At 63.9% G+C, this 16784-nt stretch carries 17 protein-coding genes and 1 pseudogene; 6 read left to right on the top strand and 12 right to left on the bottom strand.

The window, feature by feature from the left end:
* The first annotated feature begins 12 nt into the window (after positions 1-12).
* Complete coding sequence (gene trmL / locus L0U81_RS01660) at positions 13-483, top strand: tRNA (uridine(34)/cytosine(34)/5-carboxymethylaminomethyluridine(34)-2'-O)-methyltransferase TrmL (RefSeq protein WP_233799862.1); 471 nt, start codon at positions 13-15, stop codon at positions 481-483.
* Here the strand turns inward: trmL and L0U81_RS01655 are convergent.
* From L0U81_RS01655 to L0U81_RS01635, 5 genes are all read right to left on the bottom strand, one after another.
* Positions 456-1016, bottom strand: a complete 561-nt coding sequence (locus tag L0U81_RS01655; RefSeq protein WP_233799861.1) for an O-acetyl-ADP-ribose deacetylase — start codon at positions 1014-1016, stop codon at positions 456-458. The two genes, trmL and L0U81_RS01655, sit on opposite strands and share 28 nt — an antisense overlap.
* 97 nt (positions 1017-1113) lie before the next feature.
* A complete protein-coding gene (locus L0U81_RS01650; RefSeq protein ID WP_233799860.1) occupies positions 1114-2112 on the bottom strand; it encodes an NAD(P)H-dependent glycerol-3-phosphate dehydrogenase in 999 nt (332 codons plus the stop codon).
* 22 nt (positions 2113-2134) lie between these two features.
* A complete protein-coding gene (gene secB / locus L0U81_RS01645; RefSeq protein ID WP_233799859.1) occupies positions 2135-2611 on the bottom strand; it encodes a protein-export chaperone SecB in 477 nt (158 codons plus the stop codon).
* A gap of 150 nt (positions 2612-2761) precedes the next feature.
* Entirely contained in the window at positions 2762-3022 is a 261-nt protein-coding gene (gene grxC / locus L0U81_RS01640; protein ID WP_233799858.1) for a glutaredoxin 3, read from the bottom strand.
* Positions 3019-3444, bottom strand: a complete 426-nt coding sequence (locus tag L0U81_RS01635) for a rhodanese-like domain-containing protein (protein WP_233799857.1) — start codon at positions 3442-3444, stop codon at positions 3019-3021. Before L0U81_RS01635 ends, grxC begins: the two co-directional genes overlap by 4 nt.
* Before the next feature lie 137 nt (positions 3445-3581).
* Here L0U81_RS01635 and gpmA point away from each other — a divergent pair, with 137 nt between their 5' ends.
* From gpmA to L0U81_RS01620, 3 genes are all read left to right on the top strand, one after another.
* On the top strand, positions 3582-4328 hold the full coding sequence (gene gpmA, locus L0U81_RS01630) for a 2,3-diphosphoglycerate-dependent phosphoglycerate mutase (protein ID WP_233799856.1): 747 nt from the start codon (positions 3582-3584) through the stop codon (positions 4326-4328).
* A gap of 197 nt (positions 4329-4525) precedes the next feature.
* Positions 4526-6109, top strand: a complete 1584-nt coding sequence (locus tag L0U81_RS01625) for a S41 family peptidase (RefSeq protein WP_233799855.1) — start codon at positions 4526-4528, stop codon at positions 6107-6109.
* A 224-nt stretch (positions 6110-6333) separates the two neighbouring features.
* On the top strand, positions 6334-7092 hold the full coding sequence (locus L0U81_RS01620; RefSeq protein ID WP_233799854.1) for a HesA/MoeB/ThiF family protein: 759 nt from the start codon (positions 6334-6336) through the stop codon (positions 7090-7092).
* Positions 7093-7101: 9 nt separating this feature from the next.
* On the opposite strand, the gene ptsP is transcribed toward L0U81_RS01620, so the two are convergent.
* From ptsP to L0U81_RS01585, 7 genes are all read right to left on the bottom strand, one after another.
* Positions 7102-8847: a phosphoenolpyruvate--protein phosphotransferase gene (gene ptsP, locus L0U81_RS01615; RefSeq protein WP_233799853.1), complete on the bottom strand. Its 1746-nt coding sequence runs from the start codon at positions 8845-8847 to the stop codon at positions 7102-7104.
* A 371-nt stretch (positions 8848-9218) separates the two neighbouring features.
* The gene (locus L0U81_RS01610) at positions 9219-9488 is read right to left on the bottom strand and encodes an HPr family phosphocarrier protein (RefSeq protein ID WP_085482323.1); all 270 of its coding nucleotides are present in this window, start codon (positions 9486-9488) and stop codon (positions 9219-9221) included.
* A 125-nt stretch (positions 9489-9613) separates the two neighbouring features.
* A complete protein-coding gene (locus L0U81_RS01605; RefSeq protein ID WP_233799852.1) occupies positions 9614-10138 on the bottom strand; it encodes a PTS sugar transporter subunit IIA in 525 nt (174 codons plus the stop codon).
* A 243-nt stretch (positions 10139-10381) separates the two neighbouring features.
* Positions 10382-11338, bottom strand: a complete 957-nt coding sequence (gene gshB / locus L0U81_RS01600) for a glutathione synthase (protein ID WP_233799851.1) — start codon at positions 11336-11338, stop codon at positions 10382-10384.
* A 103-nt stretch (positions 11339-11441) separates the two neighbouring features.
* Positions 11442-12731 carry a glutamate--cysteine ligase gene (gene gshA / locus L0U81_RS01595; RefSeq protein ID WP_233799850.1) on the bottom strand — a complete coding sequence of 430 codons (1290 nt, stop codon included), beginning with the start codon at positions 12729-12731 and terminating at the stop codon, positions 11442-11444.
* A 252-nt stretch (positions 12732-12983) separates the two neighbouring features.
* Positions 12984-14483, bottom strand: a complete 1500-nt coding sequence (locus tag L0U81_RS01590) for an ammonium transporter (protein ID WP_233799849.1) — start codon at positions 14481-14483, stop codon at positions 12984-12986.
* Between the two features lie 46 nt (positions 14484-14529).
* Entirely contained in the window at positions 14530-14868 is a 339-nt protein-coding gene (locus tag L0U81_RS01585) for a P-II family nitrogen regulator (RefSeq protein ID WP_013088261.1), read from the bottom strand.
* Between the two features lie 387 nt (positions 14869-15255).
* On the opposite strand from L0U81_RS01585, the gene L0U81_RS01580 reads away from it, so the two are divergent.
* Positions 15256-15510, top strand: a complete 255-nt coding sequence (locus L0U81_RS01580) for an accessory factor UbiK family protein (RefSeq protein WP_026228952.1) — start codon at positions 15256-15258, stop codon at positions 15508-15510.
* Between the two features lie 119 nt (positions 15511-15629).
* A pseudogene (locus L0U81_RS01575) lies at positions 15630-16640 on the top strand (YifB family Mg chelatase-like AAA ATPase); the annotation flags it as partial.
* Between the last annotated feature and the right edge of the window lie 144 nt (positions 16641-16784).

Genomic DNA, 16784 nt, shown 5'->3' with positions numbered 1-16784 from the left:
CGTGGTCTCCTTATGTTCAACGTCGTTCTCGTAGAGCCCGAAATTCCGCCAAACACCGGCAACGTGATTCGCCTGTGCGCGAACACCGGCGCCCGGCTGCACCTGATCGAGCCGCTCGGCTTTCCACTCGACGACACCAAGATGCGGCGCGCCGGCCTCGACTATCACGAGTACGCGGAAATGAATGTGCATGCCGATTGGAACGCGTTCATCGCGAAAGAAACACCGGACCCGTCGCGCATGTTCGCATTCACGACGCGCGGCTCGGGTCGCTTTCACGACCACGCGTTTCAACCCGGCGACTGGTTCGTGTTCGGTGCCGAAACGCGTGGCCTGCCCGACGCGGTGCTCGAGCGTTTTGCAAATGAACAGCGTGTGCGTCTGCCGATGCGCCCCGGCAATCGCAGCCTGAATCTGTCGAACACGGTGGCAGTCGTGGTGTTCGAAGCGTGGCGTCAGGCCGGCTTCGAAGGCGGAGCCTGACGGCGTTCGAGTTCGGCCTCGTAGCGCGCGAGCATCGCGTCGTCGAAACACGCGAACGTCACTTGCTTGACGCCCGGTGTGCGCGGCAACGTGTCGAGCACGGTCGCGACCGCGATGCACACCGCCTCGTCGGCGGGGAAATGGTAGATGCCGCAACTGATCGCCGGAAACGCAATGCTCGTGCAATGCGTATCGTGCGCGACTTCGAGCGAGCGCCGATAGCACGAAGCGAGCAGGCCGGCTTCGCCATGTGCACCGCCGCGCCACACTGGACCGACCGCATGAATCACATGCCTGGCGGGTAGACGGTAACCGCTGGTGATTTTGGCGTCGCCGGTCGCGCAGCCGCCGAGCGTTTCGCATTCACGCAGCAACTCCTTGCCGGCCGCGCGATGAATCGCCCCATCCACACCGCCGCCGCCGAGCAGCGAGGTGTTCGCGGCATTGACGATCGCATCGACGGCGAGCGTCGTGATATCGACCACGCGCGCTTCGAGCGTGCACGTGCCGTGACCGAGATTGAAGGTGGGCATGAGTACCTCGCTGATCCGAGCCTCGATAACGAGGTGGACAGCCAGGTGAGGCAGCCGTTCAACGCAAATAGGCGCTAAACGGCTGAGAGAAAAGGCTTTATTCGGCCTTCGAATCGCGTCTCAGTAGCGCGCTGACTGCATCGCGCGGCGCGACGCCGTCGAACAGCACTGCGCAGACCGCTTGCGTGATCGGCATGTCGATCGCATGAGCGCGTGCGATCGAGAGTACCGCCTGCGCACAACGCACGCCTTCGGCCACATGACCGAGCCCGCCGAGAATGTCGTCGAGCGTGCGGCCCGTGGCGAGTTGCAGGCCCACGGTGCGGTTGCGCGACAGATCGCCGGTAGCGGTCAGGATCAGATCGCCGAGGCCGGTCAGCCCGGTGAAGGTTTCCGCGCGACCACCGAGCGTCACGCCAAGGCGCGACATTTCGGCGAGCCCGCGCGTGACCAGCGCTGCGCGTGCATTGAGGCCGAGGCCGAGACCATCGGCGATACCCGTGGCGATGGCCAGCACGTTTTTCACCGCGCCGCCCACTTCGACGCCGACGACGTCGTCGCCGGTATAGATGCGCATCGCGCCATGATGGAACGCCGCAACCGTGCGTTCGCGGCAGGCCGCCGACGCGCTCGCGATCGTCAACGCAACCGGCAGCCCCTGCCCGACTTCGCGCGCGAAGCTCGGCCCGGACAACACGCCGTTGCTCGCATGCTCGGGTAATTCCGCCGCGACCGCCTGATGCGGCAACAGCTGCGAATCGGCTTCGAACCCCTTGCACAGCCATACGATATGCGCGGGCACCTTGCCCGCATCGCGCATCGTGCGCAGCAGACCGCGCAGCCCGGCCACCGGAGTCGCGATCACGCACAGCGCGTCGTCGGCGAGCGCGTGATCGAGCGCCGCGCCGAGATCCGCTTCGTAGCGAAGCGTTGGCGGCAGCGCGACGCCCGCCAGATAGCGGGCGTTTTCATGCGAAGTGGAAAGCTCGGTGATGAGCGCGGACTCGCGCGCCCACAGCACCGTGTCGTGCCTTAAGGCCAGATGGCCGGCGAGGGCGGTGCCCCAGGCGCCAGCGCCGAGAACGGCAACCTTCATAGCCGGCACTCCGTGCGACACCTTAATGCTTGATGGCGGGTTGCGCCGCGCCGTCCTGCTGGGCCGCGCTCATTTGCGCGAGACGCTGCTCGTAGAGCGCCTGGAAGTTGATCTCGGCGAGGTGGATCGGCGGGAAGCCGGCGCGGGTGATCGCGTCAGCGATGTTCGAGCGCAGGTACGGGAACAGGATGGTCGGGCAGGCGATGCCGACGAGCGGGTCGATCTGCTCGGCAGGAATGTTACGGATGTCAAAAATCCCAGCCTGCTTTGCTTCGATCAGGAACGCAACCTTGTCCGACACCTTGGCCGTGACCGTGCCCGTCACGAGGATTTCGAACACGGATTCAGCGAGGCGCTCAGCCTTCACGTCGACTTCGACTTCGACCGACGGCATTTCCTGCTCGAGGAAGATAGCCGGCGAATTCGGCTGCTCGAGCGACATGTCCTTCAGATAGATGCGCTGGATGTTGAAGAACGGCTGGTTATTCTCGTCGGACATGATGGTGATTCCCTGATAGGTATGCGTGGTGGCGGCCGATGCTCACATGGGCCGCCAGATTATTGCGCCGGCTCGCGCGCTCCACGAGGAACGCGCACGCGCCGGTTCGTCGAGTGGTCCGCCCGCTCGCGCGGCGCGAAACGCGCGAACTCAGGCTGCTTCGAGCAGCGGCGTCAGACCGCCCGCGCGATCGAGCGCGGAAAGGTCATCATAGCCGCCGACATGCGTCTCGCCGATGAACACCTGCGGCACCGTGCGACGACCGGTCCGGGTCATCATCTCCTCACGACGGGACGGGTCCTTGTCGATCAGTACTTTCTCAACGAGCTCGACGCCGCGCGACTTTAAAAGACGTTCGGCCATCTGGCAATACGGGCACACCTGGGTGCTGTACATGATCACTTTGTTCACTTGGCTGCTCCTTGTTTCACAACCGGCATACCGGCCTTCTGCCAGGCGTCGACGCCGCCCTCGAGAACATGGACTTCCGCGTATCCCGCTTCCTGCACGATACGCGCGGCCTTGTTCGACTGCTGGCCGGTCTGGCACACCAGCAGCACCGGGTTGCTCTTGTTCTTCGCGAGTTGCGCGACCTTCGCCTGCAACTCCGCGAGTTCGAAATGCCGTGCCGAGGGCAGGTGCCCCTTGGCGTAATCGGCGGACGGCCGCAGATCGATGACCGCCGCGTTGCGCCGGTTGATCAGTTGGGTAGCTTCAGCGGCCGACAGGCCGCCGCGTCCACGCCGGCTGATGGTCGGCCACAGCAGCAACCCACCGGAGATAAGGACGATTGCGATCAGGACAAGGTTTGTGTAATCGGTGAAAAACTTCACGGAGGATCCGCCGGAAAGAGAGAAATCGAAGAGGTCAACCTGACCATTATAAAATAACCGTTTGACGCGATGGCGACCCGCCGCTAGAGGCGCCGCACAGCGCGAGACCGCTTCCTTACTACCGACCGGTAATTCTCATGTACAAACTCGTTCTCATCCGCCACGGCGAATCGACGTGGAACAAGGAAAACCGCTTTACCGGCTGGGTCGACGTCGACCTTACCGAGCAGGGCAACCTCGAGGCACAGCAGGCGGGCGTGCTGCTCAAGGATTCCGGCTACACGTTCGACATCGCGTACACCTCGGTGCTCAAGCGCGCGATCCGCACGCTGTGGCACGTGCAGGACAAGATGGATCTGATGTACCTGCCCGTCGTGCATTCGTGGCGCCTGAACGAGCGCCACTACGGCGCGCTGTCGGGCCTGAACAAGGCCGAAACCGCCGCGAAGTTCGGCGACGAGCAGGTGCTGGTCTGGCGCCGCAGCTACGACACGCCGCCGCCCGCGCTCGAGCCGACCGACGAGCGCGCCCCGTACGCCGATCCGCGCTACGCCAAGGTGCCGCGCGAGCAGCTGCCGCTCACCGAGTGCCTGAAAGACACGGTCGCCCGGGTGCTGCCGCTGTGGAACGAATCGATCGCGCCGGCCATCAAGTCGGGCCGCAGCATCCTGATCGCCGCTCACGGCAACTCGATCCGCGCACTGGTCAAGTACCTCGACAACATCTCGGATAGCGACATCGTCGGCCTCAATATTCCGAACGGCGTGCCGCTCGTCTATGAACTCGACGAAGACCTCAAGCCGATCAAGCACTACTATCTCGGCGACCAGGACGCGATCGCGAAGGCGCAAGCCGCCGTCGCGAGCCAGGGCAAGGCGGGCTGATCGCGCGTTTCCGGCCGCGGCCCCGCGGCACGAAAACGCGCGGGGCCGCCGGAGCGAGCCGGATCGCACGAACCAGGACCTTCCCCTACTGTCGAAGCACGATTGCCTGCAGCGCGCCCCGAGCGGGCGGGTGCAGTTATACTTGTCCGTCCAATCTTTATCGACGCTGCCACGCGCTTCCGACCGCAACAGACTCTATGCGAAAGAACCTGAAAAATATCGGCCTGATTGCCGCGGGCCTTGCTACCGGTGTCCTTGCCACCCTGCAATTCTCCGCCTCGGCCCAGCAACCCGCTAGCGCTGCGGTCGCCCCGCTGCCGCTAGACCAGCTCAGGCTCTTTGCCGAGGTGTTCGGGCAGATCAAGCACGAATACGTCGAACCCGTCGACGACAAGAAGCTCCTCACCGCCGCGATCAAAGGCATGGTGTCGAGCCTCGACCCGCACTCGTCGTACCTCGACAAGACCGATTACGAAGAGCTGCAGGAGCAGACCAAGGGCCGCTTCGCGGGCCTCGGCATCGAAATTTCCTCGGAAGACGGCCTGATCAAGGTGATTTCGCCGATCGAAGACACGCCCGCGTTCCGCGCCGGCATCCGTCCGGGCGACCTGATCACGCGTATCAACGACAAGCCCGTGCGCGGCATGACGCTCGACCAGGCGGTCAAGCAGATGCGCGGTGACCCCGGCACCAAGGTCACGCTGACCATCTTCCGCAAGACCGACGACCGCACGTTCCCGCTCACCGTGACGCGCGCGATCATCAAAGTGCAGTCGGTCAAGGGCAAGATCGTTGCGCCGGGCTTCGCGTACGTGCGCATCACGAGCTTCCAGGAACGCACCACGCCTGACCTCGCGGCCAAGCTGCAGGATCTCGCGCGCCAGGAGCCGAATCTGAAGGGCCTCATCCTCGACCTGCGCAACAATGGCGGCGGTCTGCTGCAAAGCGCGGTCGGCGTCGCGGGCGCGTTCCTGCCGCCGAATTCGGTGGTGGTGTCGACCAACGGCCAGATTCCGGATTCGAAGCAGATCTATCGCGACACCTACGATAACTACCGTCTGCAATCGTTCGACAGCGATCCGTTGAAGGACGTCCCGGCGATCTTCAAGACCGTGCCGATGGTCGTGCTGACCAACGCGTACTCGGCGTCGGCGTCGGAAATCGTAGCGGGGGCGCTGCAGGACCAGCACCGCGCGCTGATCCTCGGCAAGACGACGTTCGGCAAGGGCTCCGTGCAAACCGTGCGTCCCATGACGGCCGACACCGCGCTGCGCCTGACCACCGCGTACTACTACACGCCGAGCGGCCGTTCGATCCAGAACAAGGGCATCCGCCCCGACCTTCCAGTCGATCAATACGCGGAAGGCGATCCGGACGACGCACTCGTGACCCGCGAAGTCGACTACTCGAATCACCTTGCGAACACGCAGGATCCGAACGAGAAGAAGGAAGCGGAGCAACGCGAACAGGAGCGCATGGAGCAACTGCGTCAGCTCGAAGAGCAGAACGACAAGAAGACACCGGAACAGCGCCAGAAGGAACGCGACCGCAAGCCGATTGAGTTCGGTTCGGCCGACGACTTCATGCTGCAACAGGCGGTCGACAAGCTCGAAGGCAAGCCGGTTCAGGAATCGAAGTCGTTGATGGAACGCCGTCTCGCGCAGAATAAGCCGGGGGCATCGGCCTCCGCGCCGGTCGCGGTGAAGCCGACGCAACCGGTGCCGGGCGCATCGGCACCGGTATCGGCTTCGGCACCGGCCTCGGCTCCCGCCGGCAAATAAGCAGTCAAATAGGCAGTGACCCCGCGCGTGTCTTCGCAGCACCATAGTTTGCGAAGACACGCCGCAACAGTTTTGGCGAAATCCGCCGCATGGCCTGCGGCATGTCACGCCAAGCCGCAACAAGCCCCCTCCTCGCGCGATTAAAATCACTACACGAATACGCGCCGCAGGCTCCCGGTCTGCCTCTCCTTGCGCGACACAGCGACACACTCACGCGCCCCGCCATGAATGACGATCAACTCCTTCGCTACTCCCGCCATATCCTCGTCGATGAAATCGGCATCGAGGCGCAGCAGCGTTTTATCGATGCCCACGCGATCATCGTTGGCGCGGGCGGGCTCGGTTCGCCGGCCGCGCTGTATCTCGCGGCGGCGGGCGTCGGCCGTCTGACGCTCGTCGATGCCGATACCGTCGACCTAACCAACCTGCAGCGGCAAATCCTGCACGTGAGCGCGTCGGTCGGACGCAGGAAAGTCGAGTCCGGCCGCGACATGCTCGCGCAGATCAATCCCGAGGTCGTCGTCAACGCGGTGGCCGAGCGCGTCGACGATGCATGGCTCGATCGCGAGGTGCCGCACGCGAGCGTCGTGCTCGATTGCACCGACAACTTTGCGACGCGTCACGCGATCAACCGCGCGTGCGTCAAGCATCGCGTGCCGCTCGTGTCGGGCGCAGCGCTGCGCTTCGATGGCCAGATCAGCACCTTCGATTTCCGCAACGAAGCGTCGCCGTGCTACGCGTGCGTATTTCCCGAGGACCAGCCATTCGAGGAAGTCGCGTGCTCGACGATGGGCGTATTCGCGCCGACGGTCGGCATCATCGGTTCGATGCAGGCTGCCGAAGCGCTGAAGGTGATCGGCAACATTGGCACGCCGCTCGTGGGCCGCCTGACGATGCTCGATTCGCTGAGGATGGAATGGAACACGATGCGCATCGGACGTCAGCCGGATTGTCCGGTGTGCGGGAACGCGCATCGGTCTTGATGCGCTGATTCAAACCAGCGCGACCCGCTTGAGCGCCGCCTGCACTTCTTCCGGCTCGAACGAAGCCAGCACGTCGGCCACCGGCTTCTCCAGCGTCTTCAGATGGGAGCGCAGCACCTCCTGCTTGACCTCGAGCAGCTGGCTCGGATGCATGGAAAACTCGGTCAGGCCCATGCCGAGCAACAGACGCGTCAACGCCGGATCGCCTGCCATCTCACCGCACACCGACACCGGCACACCCGCGCGCTTCGCCTCGCGCAGCGTGAACGCGATCAGATGCAGCACCGCCGGATGCAGCGGGTCATACAGATGTGCGACCGAGTTGTCCGCGCGGTCGATCGCAAGCGTGTACTGGATCAGATCGTTGGTGCCGATCGACAGGAAATCGAGCCGCTTCAGAAACAGCGGCAACGCGATCGCGGCGGCCGGTATCTCGATCATCGCGCCGACCTGCACGTTCGGATCGTAGGCGATGCCCGCGTCGTCGAGTTGGCGCTTGGCTTCGCGGATCAGATCGAGCGTCTGGTCGATTTCCTGCGCATGCGCGAGCATCGGAATCAGGATCTTTACCTTGCCGAACGCCGACGCGCGCAGGATCGCGCGCAGCTGCGTGAGGAACATCTGCGGCTCGGACAGGCTCCAGCGAATCGCCCGCAAGCCGAGCGCCGGATTCGCGGCGGTCTCGTAGCCGTCGCCGCTGCTCATCGAATCGAGCGGCTTGTCGGCGCCGACATCGATCGTGCGAATCGTGACCGGCAAGCCGTTCATCAGCTCGACCGCGCGCCGATACGCGCCGAACTGCTCCTCCTCTTCGGGCATCCGGTCCTTGTGATTCATGAACAGGAACTCGGTGCGGAATAGACCCACGCCCGTCGCGCCCGACTCGATCGCCGCGCGCGCGTCGTCCGGCAGCTCGATGTTCGCGCACAGTTCGATGCGCGTGCCGCACAGTGTTTGCGTCGGCGAGAACTTGAGCCGTTGCAGCTTGCGCTGCTCCAGCTCCTTCTCGCTTTGCCGATACGAGTATTCCTCGAGCACGATCGGCGCGGGATCGACGATCACGATGCCGTGGTCGCCATCGACGATGATCAGATCGTCCTGGCGGATCAGCGCGCTCGCATGTTGCACGCCGACGGCGGCCGGTATGCCGAGGCTGCGCGCGACGATCGCGGTATGTGACGTACGTCCGCCGAGATCGGTGACGAAGCCCTGGAACGTCTGGGTCTTGAACTGCATCATGTCGGCCGGCGCGATGTCGTGCGCGACGACGATCATCTCGTCGCACGCGCCATGCACGTTGTCGACGATACCCGTCGCGCCCGCGAGCGCCTTCAGCACCCGCTCGACGACCTGCTCGATGTCGGCCTTGCGCTCGCGCAGGTACTCGTCTTCGATATCGTCGAAATGGCGCGACAGACGCTCGAGCTGTTCGGTCAGCGCCCACTCGACGTTGTAGCGGCGTGTGCGGATCAGGTCGATGGTTTCCTGAACGAGCATCACGTCGTTCAGGATCATCGCGTGAACGTCGATGAACGCGCCCATTTCGCTGGGAGCATCCGCGGCGAGATCGGCGCGCAGTGCGTCGAGCTCTTCATGCACGCGGTGCTGAGCCGCGCGAAAACGCTCGACCTCCCCGTCGATCTGGGCTGGCTCGATCAGATAGTGGTCTACGTCGAGTGCTGCCGGGGCGATCAGATAGGCCCGCCCGATGGCGATACCGCGTGACACGGGAATTCCATGCAGCGTGAATGACACGCGCACCTCCTCTAGTTGTGTAATGCCGCGGCAAACCGCTGCAATGCTCTCAGACTGTACTGGGCATTATAAATTCCGCGCCTTTTTGGAGTATGTCGGGGGTGTGTGCAGCGCAACACGAATTATCGTAATCGGGCGTCATCGGTACCCCCGGTGCCTCGTTTAAAACACGTCGCGCTTAATATATGGTTTAAACATTGAAAACGCATGTCACCTTACGTACTCTTCCCAATGGCCTTCGCACCGCTTCTGCATCGCTTTAATGCCAATTACCAGGCTGCCTCTTTTGGCATTCAAATGTCGACGGCGAAAAAAAACCGCGGACTGAGCCGCGGCATTTTTCCGGTTTGTCGATTGCCAGGAGCGCGGCTTTATTGACCCTCGCCGAATTTATCGGCGATAAGTTTCAGCAGCGCGTCCATCGCGTCCTTTTCGTCGGCACCTTCAGTTTCGATCAGCACGGTACTGCCGATTCCCGCGGCCAGCATCATCACGCCCATGATGCTCTTCGCGTTGATACGGCGGCCGTTGCGGCTCATCCAGATTTCCGCCTGGTAGTTGCCCGCGAGTTGCGTCAACTTGGCCGACGCGCGCGCGTGCAGCCCCAGCTTGTTCACAATAGTCGTTTCCTGTTGCAGCATGTGATGGTCCGAAGCGCGGTTGAATGAAATGGTGAAAGGTGAAACAGCAAAGCGGTTGCAATGCGATTGAAGCTGTTTTGAAGCCGCTCGAATCTGTCGAAACCTTGCGCGCGAACCAGCCCGATTTACAGGCCGGCCGCGTCAGTCTTCTGCGTCAGATCCGCGTTGGCCGGCAACGCGGGAATACAGTCACCGGGCGCCGCGGCGGGCGGCAGCGCCGACAGGCAATCGCACGAGGCGGCCGGCGGCGCGACCGGTTCCGGCGCCGGTCCGATCGCCTGCACGCCCTTGGTCGCGCCGGCGAGCGCCTTGTCGGCGAGCGTGTCGAGCGGTATCGCGCGATAGCAGACCGCACGCACGAGCATCGGCAGATTGACGCCGCACAGCACCCGCACGTCCGGAATATTGGCGAGCCGGCCCGCGATGTTGGCCGGCGTCGCGCCGAACATGTCGGTCAGCACGAGCGCGCCGTTCTCTTCCTTCAGCCGCGCGACTTCCGAATTCGCGAACGCGACGACCTGCGCGGGATCGCAATCCGGCGACACGTCGATCACGCCGATACGCGCCGGCAAACCGCCATAAATGTGGGAAATGCAATCGCGCAACGCGGTGGCGAATGGAGCGTGCGCAATGATCAGAATGCCTGCCATGTCAGCCTTGCTGCAAAAGAACGGCCCCAAACCGTGGACCGGGACTCATGCCCGGTTCCTCACCGCCCCGGACCGGCCGTGGGTCGCGAGGGAGGGAATGCATCGTCAGGAGAGCGGGCATTGTAACAGGCCCATTTTCGCGCCAAATCCGCCGGCGCGCCTGACGCGGATTTGCTACACAGATTGGGGTCGCAGCCGGCCAATCAAGGCGGCTGCGTCGGCATGCCTCGCCAGCGCTGCGTGTCAGCCGACCGCGCGCTCCAGCGCGTCGACGAACATCGCGGCGACGTCGAAACCGGTTTGATCCATGATCTCGCGGAAACACGTCGGGCTCGTGACGTTCACTTCGGTGAGCCAGTCGCCGATCGCATCGAGCCCGACCAACAGCAAGCCGCGCGCCGCCAGCACCGGCGCGAGCGTGTCGGCGATCTTGCGATCCTGCTCGCTAAGCGGCCGCGCGACGCCCAGTCCGCCCGCCGCGAGATTGCCGCGCACCTCATTGCCCTGAGGAATACGAGCGAGCGAGTACGGCACCGCCTCACCGCCGATCAGCAGGATGCGCTTGTCACCCTCCTTGATCTCGGGGATGAATTTCTGCGCCATCACCGTGCGAGCGCCGTCATGGCTCAGCATTTCGACGATCGAACCAAGGTTCATGCCGTCCGCCTTCACCCGGAACACGCCCATGCCGCCCATGCCGTCGAGCGGCTTCAGGATCACGTCGCCGTGCTGCTCGTGGAACGCGCGCAGACGCGCCGGGTCGCGCGTCACCAGCGTCGGCGCGACGAACTGCGCAAATTCGCCGATCGCGAGCTTTTCCGAATGATCGCGGATCGCCTGCGGCTTGTTGAAGATGCGCGCGCCGCCACGCTCGGCCAGCCCGAGCAACCACGTCGACGTCACGTATTCCATGTCGAACGGCGGATCCTTGCGCATCAAGACCGCGCCGAAGCTCGCGAGCGCGCGCGGGGCGGCCGGATCGGCGGCGAACCACACGTCACGATGCAGATCGACCGTGTCGCCGACAATCGCGATCCGCTGCACGTTCGCCTCGACGTCGCCGCCCGTCCACGCCAGGTGCCTGGGCTCGCAGGTGTATACCGTGTGACCGCGGCGCGCCGCTTCGGCCATCATCGCGTAGGTTGTGTCTTTGTAGATCTTGAAATGGCTGAGCGGATCGGCGATGAAAAGAATGTCCATGAAAGTCCTGGTGCGCCCTGAGTGGCGTGACATTGTTCGTCAATATAGTCTTTGAAGACGGCGATGGCGGCACGCATGCCGCCATCTGGCCGTGCGAGGTGGCTTAGACCTGGATCGCTTCAGGATCGGTCTTCTCGAGTTCGACCGATGCGGCGAGCAACCCGAGCCGCGCCACAACGCCGTACATGTAGAAGCGGTTCGGCGGCGCCGCGCCGGGCTTCGCGTGCGCATCGGGCAGCGCCGTATGTTCGAAACCGAGCGGCACGAAGTGCATGCCCGGCGCGTTCAGATTCTGATCGCGCTCGCGGCTGCCGTGCACGCGATAGAAGCCGCCCACCACATAGCGGTCGATCATGTAGACGACCGGCTCGGCAACTTCCTCGCCGATGCGCTCGAACGTGTACACGCCTTCCTGCACGATGACGTCGTGCACGTCGAGGCCGTCTTTGGTCGCGGCCATGCGCGTGCGTTCGCGCTTCGTGAGCGCGGCGACCTCCGACGCGTCGTGCACGGTCATCACGCCCATGCCGTAAGTGCCCGCATCGGACTTGATCACGACATACGGTTTCTCGGAGATACCGTACTCGCGATACTTGCGTGCGATTTTCTTCAGCACGCCGTCGATCGCATCGGCAAGCGCTTCCTCACCGGTGCGCTGCTGGAAGTCGACACCTTCGACGTGCGCGAAGTACGGATTGATCATCCAGGGGTCGATTTCGACCATCTTCGCGAACTTCTTCGCGACGTCGTCATAACACGAGAAATGCATCGACTTGCGACGCACCGCCCAGCCCGCATGCAGCGGCGGCAGCAGATACTGCTCGTGGAGATTTTCGAGCACGGGCGGAATGCCGCCGGACAGATCGTTGTTCAACAGGATCGAGCACGGGTCGAAGTTCTTCAGACCAAGGCGACGCTGCGAGCGCTCGAGCGGTTCGAGCACGAGCTTCTGGCCGTCGGACAGCGCGATCGTGACCGGGCCGTTGATGGTTTCGTCGAGCGTGCCGAAGCGCACGTTCAGACCGGCCTGGCGCATGATCGACGCGAGCCGCGCGACGTTTTCGAGGTAGAACGCGTTGCGTGTGTGGCGCTCCGGAATCACGAGCAGATTCTTCGCGTCCGGGCAGATCTTTTCGATGGAGGCCATCGCGGCCTGCACTGCGAGCGGCAGCACTTCCTGCGGCAGATTGTTGAATGCGCCGGGAAACAGATTGGTGTCGACCGGCGCGAGCTTGAAGCCCGCGTTACGCAGATCGACGGAACAGTAGAACGGCGGCGTGTGCTCCTGCCACTCAAGCCGGAACCAGCGTTCGATAGCGGGTGTGGCGTCGAGGATCTTCCGCTCGAGGTCGAGCAGCGGGCCGTTTAACGCCGTAACTAGGTGCGGAACCATTGATCACTCGCAGACTGGAGAAAAAAGATTGTAGAGCAATTGCCTTTCCCATTTGGGGACGGTTTCTCCATTCGCAAGCAGACTCGAATGTATTCTCCCTATCACGATAATAGACGCGGAAATTTACCGTTCGCAACCGGCTCCGCAAGAAAAAAGCCCGCCATGAAGGCGGGCGAAGTTGCTGCGCTTGCTAATCTTTATTCTTGATCCGGCGGGCCGACAAGCGTGGGCCCGCGAACGTGCAGTTTTCCGTTATTCGACGGCCTCGCCGTGCAGGACCAGGTCGAGACCTTCGCGTTCCTGCTCTTCGGTCACGCGGATGCCCATCACCATGTCGATGATCTTCAGCAGCACGAAGCTCATCACGCCGCTGTAGACCAGCGTCGTCAGCACGCCCTTCGCCTGCAGGATCACGCTGCCGTCCGCACCGCCGATGTCCTTGACCGCGAACACGCCGGTCAGCAGCGCACCGATGATCCCGCCGATGCAGTGCACGCCGAACGCGTCGAGCGAATCGTCGTAACCGAGCTTGTGCTTGAGCCACGAGGCCGACCAGAAGCAGACCACACCCGCGACGACACCGATCACGAGCGCGCCGAGCGTGCCGACGAAGCCCGAAGCCGGCGTCACCGCCACCAGACCAGCGACCGCGCCCGACACGATACCGAGCACCGACGGCTTACCCTTGGCCGCCCATTCGGCGAACATCCACGCGAGCGCCGCCGCGGCGGTCGCCACTTGCGTCGCGAACATCGCGAAGCCGGCACGGCCGTCTGCTGCCACCGCCGAACCCGCGTTGAAGCCGAACCAGCCAACCCACAGCATCGCGCCACCGATCAGCGTGAGCGTCAGGTTGTGCGGCGCCATCGATTCCTTGCCGTAGCCGACGCGCTTGCCGAGCACCAGACAGCAGACGAGGCCCGCGATACCGGCGTTGATGTGCACCACGGTACCGCCCGCGAAGTCGAGGATGCCCGCGCTAGCCAGCCAGCCGCTCGGTTCCCACACCATGTGCGCGATCGGCGAGTAGACGATGATCGACCACAGGGTCATGAATACCAGCATCGCCGAGAACTTCATCCGGTCAGCAAACGCACCCGTGATCAGCGCCGGGGTAATGATCGCGAACGTCATCTGATAGACGCAGTAGACCGTTTCCGGGATCGTCGGCGCGAGGTGGCTGACGGTCAACGTCGTCGCCTTGTCGCCGTGGATATAGTTCATGCCCGCCATGAACAGGCGCGACATGCCACCGATGAACGAGCCACCTGGCGTGAAGGCGAGGCTGTAGCCAATCACGATCCAGACAATCGTCACGACACAGGTGATCGCGAAGCTTTGCATCAGCGTCGCAAGCACGTTCTTCTTACGGACCATGCCGCCGTAGAACAGCGCGAGACCGGGGATCGTCATGAACAGCACGAGCGCGGTGGAGGTCAGCATCCAGGCGGTGTCGCCGGAGTTGATCTTCGACGAATCGACCGAGAACGGCGCGGTCGGTGTGGCCGGCGCGGCGGCGGCCGCGGCGGCCGAAGCATCGGCTGCTGCCGGCGCGCTGGCGGACGCATCGGCGGCGGGGGCCGAAGCGGCCGGTGCAGCGGCCGCAGCGGAGGCTTCCGGTGCGGGCGCGCTCGCCGTCGTATCGGGAGCGGAGGCGGCTGCGGGAGCGGACGCATCGTCCGCGAGGGCGGCGCCGACACCGCCCGCGAGCAGCGAGCCGGCCATCAGCAGGGACATCAATAGTTTGCGCATCTTCGTTTTCCTCTTGTCGCTATCTGTATAGCTATGCTCTGGTCTTTTACAGTGCGTCCGCGCCGGTCTCCCCGGTGCGGATCCGAACTACCTGTTCGATCGGCGTGACAAAAATCTTGCCATCGCCGATCTTGCCGGTACGCGCGGCACGCTCGAGCGCCTCGATCGCCTGGTCGACGATGTCGTCCGACACCGCCGCTTCGATCTTCACTTTCGGCAGAAAGTCGACGACGTATTCGGCGCCCCGATACAACTCGGTGTGGCCCTTCTGCCGTCCGAAGCCTTTGACTTCCGTCACCGTGATGCCCGACACGCCGATTGCCGACAAGGCTTCGCGCGCTTCATCGAGCTTGAACGGCTTGATGATTGCGGTAATTAGCTTCATGAAATCCCTCGCTAGTCGTTGCTGATCCGTTGCTCACCCGTTGCATACCCGTGATTGCGGTCCCCTGCGCTACCGGCAAAAGCGTCCTGGCAGTGCGCGCGGGGCAGTAACAGCAACTCCTGTGCCATGTTGTGTCAGACTGCGCGTCGCATGCATGGCGCAACGCGCCCGGACGGCCTTGTCCGAACGGCCAGCGGCGCGGCGGGCGGTGGCGCGGCCGGGGGATCGTTGCTAGAGTGTTCGAACGTTCTGAACGCGACGGCGCGCACCAAACCCGCTCACGGGGCCGCGGCGGCCGACGCATCGCGCACCAGGATCGCCCATTCGCCGCAATTTGGCATGGACGCAACGAAACATGCACATTTTTTGTGCACCAAGGGGAACACGATGAAACAACCGAACGACGTTTTTAACGACTTCCAGGCTCGCGTCAGCGATCTGTTCAAGAATTCGCCGGCCAAGGATGTCGAGCGCAACGTCAAGGCGATGCTGTCGCAGGGCTTCTCAAAGCTCGATCTCGTCACGCGCGAGGAATTCGATACGCAGACCCAGGTGCTCGTGCGCACGCGCGCGCGCCTCGAAGAGCTCGAGCGCCGCGTCGCCGAACTCGAGCAGAAGCTGCCGCTCACGCAAACGCCGTAAGCGCTGCCGGCAGCCTTCGCGCTGCGCAGTGCCGCACCTCACCGGCAAGCGTGCCGTGACGTCATCAGCGTTTTAGGGGATTTGCGCGCGTCGTGAGCGCGCCGTCCAACGGGGGGAATATGTCGCTTGCCGTGGTGCGCAGCCGCGCGCCGGCCGCTGGCCGCGCGCCCGAAGTCACCGTCGAGGTTCACCTCGCCAATGGGCTGCCGTCCTTTTCGATCGTCGGCCTGCCCGACCTGGAAGTCCGCGAGAGCCGTGAGCGCGTGCGCGCGGCGTTGCAAAACTGCGGTTTCGATTTCCCGGTCCGGCGCATCACGGTCAACCTGGCGCCCGCCGACCTGCCGAAAGAATCAGGCCGTTTCGATCTGCCGATCGCGCTCGGCATCCTCGCCGCAAGCGGGCAGATTCCGGCCGACTCTCTGCTCTATCGGGAGTTTGCCGGCGAGCTGTCCCTGACCGGCGCGCTGCGGCCGATGCGCGGCGCGTTCGCGATGGCCTGCGGCACGGCGCGCGGCGGTCGCACGAGCGCCGCCGCCGATACCTCATCTGAATCGCGTTCTGCGTTGCCGCCTGCCTTCGATCAGGAACCCGCGCAGGCCTTCCACACCCCACAGCTCTACCTGCCCGCCGCGAGCGCGGCGGAAGCGGCGCTCGTGCCCGGCGTCGACGTTTTCGGTGCCGCCGATCTGCCGTCGCTATGCGCTCACCTCGCGGGCTCGCTCGATGCGCGCCTCAGCCCGGTCGCAGCGCCGGAACTCGGCGAGCACGCCGCCGCCCCGGCGCCGGACATGGCCGACGTGATCGGCCAGCGCGCTGCGCGACGTGCGCTCGAAGTGGCGGCGGCCGGCGGCCATCACGTGCTGCTGATCGGGCCGCCCGGCGCCGGCAAGTCGATGCTCGCGGCACGCCTGCCCGGCCTGCTGCCGCCCATGACCGACGACGAGGCGCTCGCCTCGGCCGCGCTGCTGTCCGCGAGCCGGATCGGCTTCAAGCCGTCGCAGTGGCGGCAGCGGCCGTTTCGCGCTCCACACCATTCGTCGAGCGCGGCGGCGCTGGTCGGCGGTCGCAATCCGCCACAGCCCGGCGAGATCACGCTCGCGCATCTGGGCGTGCTCTTTCTGGACGAGCTGAACGGTTCGCTTTCTGCATGCTTTGTCACATATTTTTAACTATTTGTTTTTACTTGATTATTTTGTGTTATCCACAACTTGAATCCGTTGACACTTGTCACCCTAGTGAGATTCGACAATCCTGGCAATCAGCCATCAAAACGA

Source organism: Paraburkholderia sp. HP33-1 (assembly GCF_021390595.1).
Classification (GTDB): domain Bacteria; phylum Pseudomonadota; class Gammaproteobacteria; order Burkholderiales; family Burkholderiaceae; genus Paraburkholderia.
The sequence above is the reverse complement of the archived record's forward strand: the minus strand, read 5'-3'. Positions and strand labels throughout refer to the sequence as shown.

What these genes read in the sequence shown, in the direction of transcription:
- trmL (WP_233799862.1), top strand. Translation starts at nt 13, where the DNA reads ATGTTCAACGTCGTTCTCGTAGAGCCCGAAATTCCGCCAAACACCGGC.
- L0U81_RS01655 (WP_233799861.1), bottom strand. Translation starts at nt 1,016, where the DNA reads ATGCCCACCTTCAATCTCGGTCACGGCACGTGCACGCTCGAAGCGCGC.
- L0U81_RS01650 (WP_233799860.1), bottom strand. Translation starts at nt 2,112, where the DNA reads ATGAAGGTTGCCGTTCTCGGCGCTGGCGCCTGGGGCACCGCCCTCGCC.
- secB (WP_233799859.1), bottom strand. Translation starts at nt 2,611, where the DNA reads ATGTCCGACGAGAATAACCAGCCGTTCTTCAACATCCAGCGCATCTAT.
- gpmA (WP_233799856.1), top strand. Translation starts at nt 3,582, where the DNA reads ATGTACAAACTCGTTCTCATCCGCCACGGCGAATCGACGTGGAACAAG.
- L0U81_RS01625 (WP_233799855.1), top strand. Translation starts at nt 4,526, where the DNA reads ATGCGAAAGAACCTGAAAAATATCGGCCTGATTGCCGCGGGCCTTGCT.
- L0U81_RS01620 (WP_233799854.1), top strand. Translation starts at nt 6,334, where the DNA reads ATGAATGACGATCAACTCCTTCGCTACTCCCGCCATATCCTCGTCGAT.
- L0U81_RS01610 (WP_085482323.1), bottom strand. Translation starts at nt 9,488, where the DNA reads ATGCTGCAACAGGAAACGACTATTGTGAACAAGCTGGGGCTGCACGCG.
- L0U81_RS01605 (WP_233799852.1), bottom strand. Translation starts at nt 10,138, where the DNA reads ATGGCAGGCATTCTGATCATTGCGCACGCTCCATTCGCCACCGCGTTG.
- gshB (WP_233799851.1), bottom strand. Translation starts at nt 11,338, where the DNA reads ATGGACATTCTTTTCATCGCCGATCCGCTCAGCCATTTCAAGATCTAC.
- gshA (WP_233799850.1), bottom strand. Translation starts at nt 12,731, where the DNA reads ATGGTTCCGCACCTAGTTACGGCGTTAAACGGCCCGCTGCTCGACCTC.
- L0U81_RS01590 (WP_233799849.1), bottom strand. Translation starts at nt 14,483, where the DNA reads ATGCGCAAACTATTGATGTCCCTGCTGATGGCCGGCTCGCTGCTCGCG.
- L0U81_RS01585 (WP_013088261.1), bottom strand. Translation starts at nt 14,868, where the DNA reads ATGAAGCTAATTACCGCAATCATCAAGCCGTTCAAGCTCGATGAAGCG.
- L0U81_RS01580 (WP_026228952.1), top strand. Translation starts at nt 15,256, where the DNA reads ATGAAACAACCGAACGACGTTTTTAACGACTTCCAGGCTCGCGTCAGC.